This window comes from Facklamia sp. P12950, from assembly GCF_050409465.1.
In the GTDB taxonomy this organism is placed as follows: domain Bacteria; phylum Bacillota; class Bacilli; order Lactobacillales; family Aerococcaceae; genus Facklamia.
The window spans coordinates 285,490-297,426 of sequence record NZ_JBNUPK010000002.1; the positions used below are offsets into that span (position 1 = coordinate 285,490).

The following is an 11,937-nucleotide window of genomic DNA, read 5'->3' on the forward strand; positions in this document are numbered from 1 at the left end:
TATATAAAATTGCAAGAACGCTTTCAACTTTTTTAAAATAACCTTAAAGGAACATCCTTCTTGACAGTCTTTTTCTATTAAAACCTTTCATTTTATAAGCAAACCAGCTTATTTTTTTGAGCGAACTCAATCAGATTGATCGTCCTCTCCACAGCTTTGGTTAACAGTTGTTGACTCAATTCCATTGCTCGGTCCAATTCCATAGGGCGATCAACAATAGGTATTAAGGCGAATAAGTTTTCTTCAGGAAGGGCAACTTGTTGACTATCAATCTGTCCAGCAAATAACAAGACGGGTACCTGATACTTTTTAGCCAAGCGACTGATACCAATAGGTACTTTACCACTGAGGGACTGATCATCGAATCTACCTTCACCAGTTATAATCAGATCGGCTTCTTTAATCAATGCGTCAAGGTTCCCTTTTTCAGCTAATAAGAAAAGCCCATTTCTAAATTTGGCTCCAAAAAAGGTCGATAAGGCAAAACCTATCCCTCCTGCTGCTCCAGCCCCTTCTAAATGTCGATAGTCTTTTTTTGTGGCCTCTAACAATAGGTCGGCGTAATTTTTCATCGAAGCATCATAAGTAGGAAGGTCTTTAGTAGCTAAGCCTTTTTGTGGCCCAAAGACATAGCTTGCTCCTTTAGGACCTATTAAGGGATTATTTACATCAGAGGCAAGTATTAAATCAACCTGCTTCATCCGTCGATCTAGACCTGACGGATCCATACTTGCTACTCGATTCAACTCTACAGGTAAAATGGGCAACTCTTGCTGGTGGCTATCAAAAAATTTTAAGCCTAGCGCTTGAAGTAAGCCCATTCCTCCGTCAACGGTCGCACTACCACCTAAACCAAGAATAATCCTTTCAGCACCAAAATCAAGTGCTTGTATCAGTTGTTGTCCTACCCCATAGCTAGTATGGCGCGTAGGGTCTAAGTTTTTAGGGTCGGCATGAATAATACCTGCTCCTTGTGCTACTTCTATAATGGCTAATTTTTCCTGCTCAATCCATCCCCATTTTCCATTAAATGCCTTACCATCAACACCCTTGATGGTTTGTGTAATATATTCCCCTTTTAATACCGATACAAAGGCATCCACTGTTCCCTCACCGCCGTCTGCGATTGGAAAGCAGGTGACTGAATGATTAGGTAAAGCATCTTTAACGCATAAATTGGCTTGTTCACTAGTCATTGATCCTTTAAAGGAATCGATTGCTGCTAATATCTTCATTAAACACCTTCTCCTTATTTAGAAAAACGACGTAAGCATAACTCTTACGTCGTATCCCTCTTTATTTTAAAGTCAGCCAATATTCTTTGTTGGCTTCAATCAAAGCATCCAAGACTTGACGCGCCTTTTTGGCATCGACAACCGTACGATTTAAAGTAAGTGCTTGTAAGGCCTTATCATAAGATTCTTCAAGGTAGGCTTCGACCGTTAATTGTTCAAAGGCGTGTTGCCCTTCGATCATGCCTTTATAGAATGTTCCTACTTTTCCTACTGCGTAAGGTCGTGGACCATTGACTCCTAGTGAAGCAGCGACCTCAATCATGCAATCATCCGGTAAGTTCGCAACAATTCCTTCGTTACGGACTATAACTACAAAAGTCTTCCTTAAATTGTTGGCAATCGAAGCAGCGACTTCAACAATCATGTCTCCGTGCGCATCATTATGCACGATATCTGAATCTTTTGCTGTGCCATTCTTAATAATACGACGACATTCAGTAAAGACTTTTTTCTCGCGCCCATTTCGCACCTCATCACTACGAGTCCAATTTGGATCTAGTTTAGCTAATTTAGCATCTGGATAGAGGTAATATTGTAAATAGGTGTTGGGTAGATAATCTGGGAAGTCTCGCAACATATCTTCCACCATTGCATAGGTATCCAACCATGATTGGTCACGCTGTTCAGCATCCACTGGTCGAAATCCCCCATTAAGAATCATTTCTTTTAGTTCTGGTGCGCGATCCTTACCAAATTCATCGTAAAGATGGGTAAACCAACCAAAGTGATTAAGACCAAAATAAACCGGTTCAAATTTATCTGCATCGTAGTCTAAGAGCTTACCGAAAGAACGTAAGAGGTTGACGGGTTGATCACAAATATTTAGAATTTTATCCTCTTCTGGGAAGATTTTATCTAATGCTAGAGCTACAATTGCCGCTGGGTTTGTATAGTTAAGGATCCATGCATCCGGACTGTAATGGCGCACATCATTTACCATTTCTTCCATATCTCTAATTGATCGCATACCATAGGCAAATCCACCCGGCCCACACGTTTCTTGGCCAATGACACCGAGTTGAAGTGGAATTTTTTCATCGCGATCACGCATATCGTAGCCACCTGTCCGCATTTGACAGAAGACAAAATCCACATTTGAATACGCTTCTTTTTTATCTGTCGTATAGCTAAAGTCTACCTCTGGTGCTTCTTCTCTAAAGAGTATTTTGCCAAATTCCCCAATCACTGCTTGCCGTTTCTCATCAATATCATAAAGCACCAATTTGTTAATCGGAAACTTATCCAGATGTTTAGTCATTGCTTTTAAAATACCCGGTGTCCAAGTAGATCCGCCACCGACAACCACTATATTATTTTTTTTCATTTTCTGCGGTCTCCTTTTGTATTTTTTGATCTTTACGATTATAAATGTAATCGTCAACGATGTTACGCATTTGTGTAATTCTTCCGCCGTAAACCACATGGATGGTATGGTCATCTGGTTTGATAATACCATTGGGTTGGGTCCGGTTAAGTAAACTTTCATCAATTAACGAACTGTCTTTGACTTCCACACGTAAACGACTGATGCAATTATCAACATCAGTAATATTATCAACGCCTCCTAAGCCATTGACAATATTTTGCGCGGTTAAACGATTCGCTTCCGTAATATCTACCTCCGCATTACCGTCAACTTCTTCTTCAACAAAATCACTGGCTTGACGACCTAAGGTCATGATATTAAGTCGGGTGATAATATATTTGAAAGTGAAATAATAAACGGCGAAGAAGATGGGTCCGGCAATGAGATAAATATACCATTTCGTTTCAGCACCTTGCAGTACCCCAAAGACGAACCAATCGATGATTCCCCCTTGAACATTTCCGATAGCCACATCTAATAAGGCTGGAATTAAGAAGGCAATTCCTGCAAATATTGAATTCACTACCCACAAGATTGGTGAAATAAAGATAAATGAGAATTCAATCGGTTCGGTAATCCCAGTTAAAATCACCGCAGTGACACCTGGAATAAAGAATTTCAATAAACGGTCTCTTTTTTCTGGTAGAGCCATATGATACATCGCTAAAACAGCTGCCGGCATACCGAATACCATCTGCAAGATCTTACCTTGAGCGAGGAAGGCTGTTGCATCCGTTGAAAAAGGAAGACCGTTGTCTAATTGATAGAGATAAATTTGAAGGGCTCCGACCAGTGATTCACCATTGATATTTTCAATCCCACCCAAGGCGGTGAAACGGAAACTCTGGTTGAGTACATGGTGCAATCCCGTTGGAATCATCAGTTTTTCGATCATTCCATATAAAAAGATTCCCAAAGAGCCCGTTTCGCTGATAAGTCCACCTAAAGCAATAATAAGTTGATTTACCAAAGGCCATACGATGGTTAACAAGGCACCGACTATCGCCATCACGATGGCTACGACAATTGGTACAAAACGTTTCCCACTATAGAAAGTAAGGGATTGATGTAATTCAGTGTTACGGTATTTATTATGTAAGAAGACACCCATCAAACCGGCAATAATACCACCGATAACATTGGTATTATATACAAAGAGGCCTAGCGTACGAGTAAATAAGGAATTCTGTAAAGTGGCATCGACTTGAGACAAGCCCTCTGTTTCCATTAAATAATTAATTGACGTTGTGTCCGGAGTTAAGCCTTGAAGTTGTAATACATACGTCATCCCAATCAGCATGGCAATATATCCTACTGCCCCTGAATAAACGGCTACTTCCTTATCTCTTCTAACCATTCCTAATGGAATCGACATAGCGAATAAAATAGGTAAGTACCCAAATGGTAACGCGGATAACTTACGAATCATGCCAAAAATGTTTTGTAAAATCTCCTTCCCTAAAAAAGGCACGTAACGGATTATATTTTCGTTTTGTAAAGCAGCTGATAGCCCCAGAAAGATTGCCATGAATGAAAGCAAACTAATTGGGAATAACAGAGATTTGCCAAAACTTTGAAAATTCTTTCTAAAATTTTTCAATTGACAACATCCTCTCTTTTATAGTTTCTAGTATTACCGGTCGTGTCTTGCAGTAGAAACCCTGTCTCTTTTCTACCTAATGATTCATTCTTCCTCCTCTCTTATATTCTTAATTTACTTCTTTTGTATTATAGCGCTTACATAAGACGGATGGCTCCAAGTGGACGGATAATTATCCACAAATGGCCACTTTGTTAAAGAGCTTATTTAACTAACTTCAAATAGTTTGATTTGAGGTAGTTAATTGTTTCATTGACCATTAAAATCATATGCACTTGCTGTTCCCTTGACAAACCGTCTAATAAATTCACTTGAACGTCATGATAAAAGCTTAATTTACTGGCCTTCATGACTGAAGAATCCTTTTTGGTTATCGCAAAGACCGTCATTTTTTTTGCTTTGGCTTTCTCAATAACTTGCAAGCAGCGCTGTGTTTCACCTGAAGATGAAAGTACTAATAGGCTATAATTGTGAAAATGCTCCAACATTTTGATTTCAGAAATAATCACCACCGGAATGCCTAAATAAATCAACTGCCTTGCCATGTAGCGTGCGGTGACCCCGGAAGCCCCTAGACCAAAGAGCATTAAGTGGTGGCGATGGGTATAGATAGCCCCTGCTAAATCAGCCAAACTTGCAAAGTCAATCAGATCCACAGCACTTTCAGTAGTGGTCAATCCTGAATGTGCTTTACGTTTTTGTAAATTGATGTCTGCTTGTACCGCATATTTAAGTTCACTGAATCCTTTAAAGCCTAACAACTTACACGTTCGGTTTATTGTCGCTTGTGAGGTATAAGTCTCTTGGGCAATTTTTAACACGGTTTGATTGGGAATTGATGCAAAATGATTCTCTAAATAATCCAGTACAACTTTTTCACTTTGACTTATTTTCTTAGCAAAATTCCTCTCTTGCAATTGGTTGATTACTTGGTACATAGATTTATGATCTCCTTTTTTGTATCTCATCAAGTTATAAGTGGTCTAAATGCATACTTATTGAGTATGTATACCCTTTCATTATAAAGGATTATATTCTTTCATACTAATTCAGTTTTACAAGAGTCACAACTAGATGTTTGTTGCAAAGGATTAAAAAGCAACTAAGAGACAGATGTCTGCCATCTCTTGATTAGATAGCAACAAATAACTCCAATCGATCAAAACTTTTAGTAACTTTAGAAAAAATTTGAAACTTATACTTGCTATTTGTTAAGAATAGTGTATACTTAAAAATAGAGATATACGAAAACTAAGCTTTGAGTGTATCTGATTAGAGCAATTACAAATTAGATTTAGGAGTGAAATAAATGGGATTATTTAGTAAAGAACCAAAAGAAAACTTTTTAGACATGATTGAGAAAAGACGCTCAATTTACGATTTGAAGGCTGCATCACCAATCAGTGACTCAGAAATTGAAAGTATCATTGCAGATGTAATTAAATTTACACCTTCAGCTTTCAACTCACAAAGTACACGTATCGTTTTACTATTAAACGATAACCACAAACAACTTTGGGATTTAACTACAGAGTCTTTAAAAGAGATGATGGGAGATGCTGATTTCACAGGAACACAACAAAAAATGGATATGTTCAAAAATGCATACGGAACCGTTCTCTTCTTCGAAGATAAGACAGTCGTTAAAGGTTTGCAAGAACAATTCCCTATCTTTGCTGATGGATTCCCTACTTGGGCTCAACATACTAATGCTATGCATCAATTTAATGTATGGACTGCTTTTGCTGAGAAACATTTAGGTGCTTCCTTACAACACTATAATGGTGTGATTGATGAAAAAGTTTATGAAACTTATGGCATTTCTAGAGACTGGGAATTAGTCGCTCAAATGCCATTTGGCGAAATCGGTTCACCAGCTGGCCCTAAAGAGTTCCAACCAGTAGAAGAGCGATTCATCGTTAAAAAATAAGTAAAACACTTTCATTAACATTTGAAAAGAAGTATTGTCCAAATGGATAATACTTCTTTTTTAAATCTTTTATTAAGCTTTAAATAGAAAAATACGCCAATAAACTTAAACAATCTTCTTAAAAAGAATTCACTGAACAAAAAAACTCCCTCTTATAACGGAGGGAGATGTTATGACTATTTTTCATTAGCACTTTTATCTAAGTAAGCATTTAACATCCAAATTGTTTTTTCAGCCTCGGATTTTAAAGCAATGAGCATATCATTTGATGGAAAGTCTTCTGCTTCATCGGTTAAGTGAATACCTTCATCATACAAAGCAATTAATGTTCTATAATCGTTGACAATCGCTTCTACCATTTGATCTTGTGATAATGCTTGATCACTAGTACTTTCTTTAATAACAGAATGTTCAATAAATTCTGTTAAAGTGGCATATGGCTGACCACCAATAGCTAATAAACGTTCAGCAACCTCATCCATATCAGCTGTCACCTGATCATACAATTCTTCAAACTTTTCATGCAGTGTGAAAAAACGTGTTCCGCTTACATACCAATGAAATTGATGCAGCCGAGTATAGAAAACACCTTGTGTAGCAACCACTTTATTTAATAGATCAAACACCTTTTTCTCCATACGATTTCCTCCTATTTTTTGCTTTTAAAGCAAGGTTTTTCTCACCATTGCTTTATATCTTTAGCATAGCATGTTCCTCTTCAATAGTTAATTATTATGCTTATCTTCAACCATACTTAAAAATTAATCACTTCGGTTTCCCTTCATCCTTTTAATTAAAACAGCTATTATCCGACACTGATTAGCCAGCAACAAGAACTATCTACCAAATGAATTAGTAAAAGAAAACACCTCTTGAAACGTTCCATTGAACAATTGCTCACTCGCGAACCCTGTTAGCGATGAATAAGAATCGATTCACGAAAGTACACGAATAAAATAACTAATAAGAAAGCAAGCGAATTTAACAAGAGGTCTTAAAACATTTTTCCCCTGATTAATAAAAAAAGACTTGAAAATTCAAGCCTTTCCAGCTATTTTAAGAGCTTATTATTTTTTACGTTGCGTTTTTAGATCGACGGTTAATAATTCACAGTTTTCACAAACAAAAGCCTCTGCTTTAGGGCGACTTAAGAAAGAACCATTACTCTTTAAAGCGAATCCTCCGCTAGCAAATATACCACCGACTAATTTTTTATCGTCGGGCTGCCACTTAATCGCATAGCGATCTCCTAATAAACTCCCTTTTAACATTTCGTTACCACATTGAGGACAATTCATACAATCATCTCCTTTAAAATTTAATGCACCGACTATCACAAACTTATCGGTTAGAGAAATTATAACCGTTTTACTTTTAACGGTTCAAGTGATGCAGTTTATGCCACTATGGAATAAGTTGTACTGCGTTTATTTCTCCACTCTCTTCACAAAGAAAGAATGGTTATTTTTATTTGTAAAGGGGCTTTCTTTTGAAGGTGGCGTTTTTATTTTACTTATTTTTTTTTATTTTAATAACAGACGATTCCTTAGGGTTTATTTCCCTCTTCTTTCCTCAGCTAAGCGATTTCCCCGACCATATATGAAATACAACGCGAGTCCCTTTATCCCCATTAAAAAGACGGAATAAACCGCATTAATTGCTTGAGCGTCACTGTTAGTGTCTGCGTTCGCATTACGACGGATCACAATACCTAAAGTAGGCTGGGAGGGTTGATATAAAAAGACTGAGAGATCAAAATCATCGACTAGCCGATTAAAATGAATGGCTATAAGTGCTAGGATAGTCGGTAGGATAACTGGTAACACAATCTTTCTAAAGGTGTACCCTGATGAAGCTCCTAATAGGACCGAAGCATCTTCTAACTGATTATCCAATCCATAATAAGCTGCCTTCAAATACCTCAAGGAATTAGGAAGGGAAACTACCATATAAGTTATGGGTAAAATCCACCAAGATCCGATTACTGAATGTCCTCCTAATAAAAAGGAAGGCCGATCATAAGCCATCAGATACCCCACTACCAACAGTATCCCTGGAATCAACCAAGGAATATAAAAGACGTATTCTAAAAGAGGCGTGAAAAATTTTAGCTGCCCACGGTGAAGCTTGCGAGCAACAATAGCCATTAGAAAAACGGCTGCCAGTGCAGCAATTAATGAATAAAAAATGGAGGTCACAATGGGTTGAAGGTTGTCACTCAGTGAAAAAACCTTGACATAATTATCTAAAGTTAACTGACCAAGTGAAAGATTAGCAGATCGTAGGGCTTGAGACTTTGAAAAAGAAGCGATGATTAAAGCCACGAGCGGTAAGGAATAAATTATCAATATAAGATAAGCTAGCACATGAATTACTGCATTCCAGATAGGCGACTGAATTTTTTGCTTTTGCAAACGAGCTTGCGTCTTTGACAGAGATAAGTAACGCAGGCGGTGTTCGTTACGAGTCATACTATATAGTAAAAAAATTTGGGTGAAGCCTAGAAAAATCGATAGAATGGACGCTAAGTCCCTAGAAGCAGGCCGATTAGCAAAGGTTAAAATTAATGGACTAATCGTCTGAAACGTCTTCCCTCCTACCATAACTGGTGCCGAAAAAGCTGCCAAGCCTGTTTGGAAGGTCATAATAGTCAGCGTTATAATTACCGGCTTAAGTGTTGGTAAAACAACCGTTTTCAAAATATAACTAGGGCTTGATCCCATCAACTTGGCTGCTTCAATCAAGTTAAAATCAACCGATCGGATAGCAGACGATAAGAAAAGCATATAAATATGAGTGGTGCCGAAAGTCATTACAAAGAAAACAGCTCCAAATCCTTCAAACCAATAAGGATCTAAATTGGGCAAGACCTCCATTAATAACTTGGTCAAAAACCCATTCTTTCCATAAACAAGTAGATAGCCAAAGTTCATGACAATTCCACCCATTAACAGGGTGGTCATGTAGCCCATCTTCAAGAATCTTGCCCCGCTTATCTCAAAATAATCCGTGACTAGAACTAAAAACACGCCTAAGAAATTCACTGATACAGCCAAAGAAACAGCTAAAACAAAGGAATTTTTTATCGATTGCATGGCGCGATTGGACGTTAACACTTTCTCAATTGAAGAAAAATCAAGGTTGCCACCCACTAGTAAACTATTGGTGAAAACAACACTAATCGGATAAATAATAAAGGTAATAACTAGCCAAATGATAAAAGTATAGAAGAATAAATGAGTCACCTTTTTAGTAGATATTTTTGGCATTAGCTCTCACCTTTTTCATAGGATAAAATGCTTGCTGTATCTAAAGATAGGGTCACAGAATTGCCAGGCTGAAAGGTGTTCAATGTTTGGTTGAGCGTCATAAAACGAAGTGTTGACGGTCCCGCTTCAACTTCGTATAGAATAACATCTCCTTGAAAGATTTTATTCGTAAGGGTCGTCGTAAAACTTAAATTGTCAGAAGGATATCTGTTCACATGCAAGTTCTCTGGACGAATATAATGACGCTTCGATCGATCGAATTTGAAATCGCTTTGACGGTTCAGCCATTCTACTAAATTTTCTGAAAGAAAATTGACATCTCCGACAAAATTACAGACAAATTCTGTTTCTGACCGATTATAAATTTCACTTGGCGTTCCCACTTGCTGAATTTCCCCCTTATTAAAAACAGCTATTCGGTCTGATAATTCTAAAGCTTCGCGTTGATCGTGCGTAACATAAACAGCTGTAAGATTTGTACGCGCTTGGATAGCTTTCAGCTCCCCTCTCAACTGTTCGCGTAATTTTGCATCCAAATTGGATAAGGGTTCATCAAATAAAATTAAATCCGGTTCAGTAACTAACGTTCTTGCTATCGCCACACGCTGTTGCTGTCCACCTGATAACTGGGAAACATTTTTAGTTAAAAGGGTGGTGTCGAGGTCGACTAATTGCGCTTGTTCGGCTACTCTTTGTTTAATTTCTTCACGATTCACCTTCGCTACTTTTAAACCATAAGCAATGTTATCAAAGACAGTCATCGTCGGAAATAAAGCGTAGGATTGAAACACCATGCCGATATTTCTTTTTTCAGCTGGTTGATAGCTTATGTCTTGTTCATTTAATAAAATTTTACCATGACTCGGTAATGTTAAGCCTGCAATGGCGCGAAGGGTGGTTGTTTTTCCACAACCGGAAGGACCCAATAAAGTAAAAAATTCTCCTTTATTTATTGATAAATTAACACCCTTGACCGCGGCAAAGTCTCCATAACGAATTTCGATTGATTCTAATTTAAGCATAAGCCCACTCCTTTATTGAATAAGAAAACAAAAAGCCTCAGCCTCGAAATGAGGATGAGGACTTGGCGAGAATGATCTTATGGCATATATTCCAGTTCTAATTTTTCTACCCAACTATCTACATTCTGACGGTAGAAATCCCAGTCAACATCCATACGGACCATTTTATCTAATAATGCTTTTAGGGGTTCGGAAAGCACTTCTTGGCCACCTTCCGTCACCGGTAAGAAGCCAAATTCTTCAGCAAAAACTTTTTGCACTTCATCAGAGCCGTACCAGTTTACGAAATCTTCAGCCGCTGAATAATCATACTCTTCTCCCTTATCTAAAATCCCGATTTGTTCAGTCATGGAAAAAATACCGTATGTTGGAACGATTGGCTCTAATGCTAAGCCATCGTACTCTTCTAAGGCAAGCGCAGTCCCTGAAATATGATAGTAGTTATAAGGGGTTGTGCCTTCTTGGAAAAGCACCCATTGGTCTTCCCCTTCACGTGCTTGGTAGCCATTATTGATATAAGCCGCAACTTTTTGCCACCCTTCTTCAGAAATTCCAAGTTCTCCTTCATCATCGCGGTATTGCATTAGCATGGAAAGAATAATTTTTTGGTTGGTTGAACCTGCTAAATCCGACGGAATACGGTACTTATTCTTCAACGCCTCTTCTTGGCCTAACGCTTCCAATGTTTTTACAGCATCTTCTTGGTTTATAAATTCAGGATTGTACATCCCAAAAATATACGCTTCAGCAAAAGGATAAAATTCACCCTTGCCGATGATAATTTCTTCGGGTACGTTTTCGGCCCAAACTGGTTCAAAAGCATGTAAATCAACTTGCTCTTGTACATTTAACCAGTTGGCTTCATCCATCCCAATAATCACATCCGCTTGTGGATCGTTTGCCTCAGCCAGTAGCCGATTGTAAGTATCTCCCCCCGGAGCGGTTACCATTTCCAAGTAAAAGCCTTCAGCTTCAGCTAATTCGACAAGCCGAGCCGTACGCGCATCGTCATAATAAGTATTGGAATAAATCGTTACTGTACGCTTTTCGTCTTGTGCCATTCCTTTAGCAAGTCCAGTGCTAGTAAAAACGGATGCAGACAAAACGGCCATTGATGCTATTAAAAATTTTTTATTCATTGATTAAGCCCCTCATTATTTTTTTCAAACTAAGATTACCAACCCACTCTATTAAAGTCAATTGTTGTGACAAAGTTACTCTCCTTTCAAAAGCTGATTCAAGTATTTATTATTAATTTAAACACTTACCAACGTTGATGGATTCATATCGTTAAAGATATTTACTTATTTTAATGCAGCCTGTAATTTGGTCGTATCTCCACCGATTTCTACCGTTATTTTCTTTATTCTATTTGCCAATATATCACCTCCTTAATTTTAGGCATCAAAAAAGCACCTCCCTTTTTGATAGGTGCTTTATAAAATATCTTCGTAA

10 protein-coding genes are annotated in these 11,937 nt (G+C 37.9%); 1 reads left to right on the plus strand and 9 read right to left on the minus strand.

Annotated elements, in window-relative coordinates; translation table 11 throughout:
• Positions 1 to 92: 92 nt before the first annotated feature.
• The 4 genes from ACQV2Q_RS03285 to ACQV2Q_RS03300 all read right to left on the minus strand — a co-directional run bounded on the left by ACQV2Q_RS03285 (position 93) and on the right by ACQV2Q_RS03300 (position 5,199).
• A complete protein-coding gene (locus ACQV2Q_RS03285; protein WP_428881918.1) occupies positions 93 to 1,235 on the minus strand; it encodes a glycerate kinase family protein in 1,143 nt (380 codons plus the stop codon).
• A 61-nt stretch (positions 1,236 to 1,296) separates the two neighbouring features.
• Complete coding sequence (locus tag ACQV2Q_RS03290) at positions 1,297 to 2,619, minus strand: 6-phospho-alpha-glucosidase (RefSeq protein ID WP_428881919.1); 1,323 nt, start codon at positions 2,617 to 2,619, stop codon at positions 1,297 to 1,299.
• The gene (locus ACQV2Q_RS03295) at positions 2,606 to 4,261 is read right to left on the minus strand and encodes a PTS transporter subunit EIIC (protein ID WP_428881920.1); all 1,656 of its coding nucleotides are present in this window, start codon (positions 4,259 to 4,261) and stop codon (positions 2,606 to 2,608) included. The genes ACQV2Q_RS03290 and ACQV2Q_RS03295 overlap by 14 nt, the downstream gene beginning before the upstream one ends.
• Positions 4,262 to 4,464: 203 nt before the next feature.
• Positions 4,465 to 5,199, minus strand: coding sequence for a MurR/RpiR family transcriptional regulator (locus ACQV2Q_RS03300; RefSeq protein WP_428874160.1), 735 nt, complete (start codon positions 5,197 to 5,199; stop codon positions 4,465 to 4,467).
• Positions 5,200 to 5,570: 371 nt separating this feature from the next.
• Between ACQV2Q_RS03300 and ACQV2Q_RS03305 the strand changes: the two genes are divergently transcribed.
• Positions 5,571 to 6,191 (plus strand): nitroreductase family protein, encoded by a 621-nt coding sequence (locus ACQV2Q_RS03305; RefSeq protein ID WP_428874372.1) that lies wholly within the window; start codon positions 5,571 to 5,573, stop codon positions 6,189 to 6,191.
• 176 nt (positions 6,192 to 6,367) lie between these two features.
• On the opposite strand, the gene ACQV2Q_RS03310 is transcribed toward ACQV2Q_RS03305, so the two are convergent.
• The 5 genes from ACQV2Q_RS03310 to ACQV2Q_RS03330 all read right to left on the minus strand — a co-directional run bounded on the left by ACQV2Q_RS03310 (position 6,368) and on the right by ACQV2Q_RS03330 (position 11,621).
• A complete protein-coding gene (locus ACQV2Q_RS03310; protein ID WP_428874373.1) occupies positions 6,368 to 6,829 on the minus strand; it encodes a Dps family protein in 462 nt (153 codons plus the stop codon).
• A 429-nt stretch (positions 6,830 to 7,258) separates the two neighbouring features.
• Positions 7,259 to 7,489 (minus strand): PF20097 family protein, encoded by a 231-nt coding sequence (locus tag ACQV2Q_RS03315; RefSeq protein ID WP_428874374.1) that lies wholly within the window; start codon positions 7,487 to 7,489, stop codon positions 7,259 to 7,261.
• A gap of 255 nt (positions 7,490 to 7,744) precedes the next feature.
• Entirely contained in the window at positions 7,745 to 9,460 is a 1,716-nt protein-coding gene (locus tag ACQV2Q_RS03320; protein ID WP_428881921.1) for an ABC transporter permease, read from the minus strand.
• Positions 9,460 to 10,482: an ABC transporter ATP-binding protein gene (locus ACQV2Q_RS03325; RefSeq protein ID WP_428875383.1), complete on the minus strand. Its 1,023-nt coding sequence runs from the start codon at positions 10,480 to 10,482 to the stop codon at positions 9,460 to 9,462. The genes ACQV2Q_RS03320 and ACQV2Q_RS03325 overlap by 1 nt, the downstream gene beginning before the upstream one ends.
• A gap of 77 nt (positions 10,483 to 10,559) precedes the next feature.
• Positions 10,560 to 11,621, minus strand: a complete 1,062-nt coding sequence (locus ACQV2Q_RS03330) for an extracellular solute-binding protein (protein ID WP_428874378.1) — start codon at positions 11,619 to 11,621, stop codon at positions 10,560 to 10,562.
• Between the last annotated feature and the right edge of the window lie 316 nt (positions 11,622 to 11,937).

Excerpts from the sequence above, each read along its gene's own strand:
- ACQV2Q_RS03285 (WP_428881918.1), bottom strand. The coding sequence starts at position 1,235 with ATGAAGATATTAGCAGCAATCGATTCCTTTAAAGGATCAATGACTAGT.
- ACQV2Q_RS03290 (WP_428881919.1), bottom strand. The coding sequence starts at position 2,619 with ATGAAAAAAAATAATATAGTGGTTGTCGGTGGCGGATCTACTTGGACA.
- ACQV2Q_RS03300 (WP_428874160.1), bottom strand. The coding sequence starts at position 5,199 with ATGTACCAAGTAATCAACCAATTGCAAGAGAGGAATTTTGCTAAGAAA.
- ACQV2Q_RS03305 (WP_428874372.1), top strand. The coding sequence starts at position 5,571 with ATGGGATTATTTAGTAAAGAACCAAAAGAAAACTTTTTAGACATGATT.
- ACQV2Q_RS03310 (WP_428874373.1), bottom strand. The coding sequence starts at position 6,829 with ATGGAGAAAAAGGTGTTTGATCTATTAAATAAAGTGGTTGCTACACAA.
- ACQV2Q_RS03315 (WP_428874374.1), bottom strand. The coding sequence starts at position 7,489 with ATGAATTGTCCTCAATGTGGTAACGAAATGTTAAAAGGGAGTTTATTA.
- ACQV2Q_RS03320 (WP_428881921.1), bottom strand. The coding sequence starts at position 9,460 with ATGCCAAAAATATCTACTAAAAAGGTGACTCATTTATTCTTCTATACT.
- ACQV2Q_RS03325 (WP_428875383.1), bottom strand. The coding sequence starts at position 10,482 with ATGCTTAAATTAGAATCAATCGAAATTCGTTATGGAGACTTTGCCGCG.
- ACQV2Q_RS03330 (WP_428874378.1), bottom strand. The coding sequence starts at position 11,621 with ATGAATAAAAAATTTTTAATAGCATCAATGGCCGTTTTGTCTGCATCC.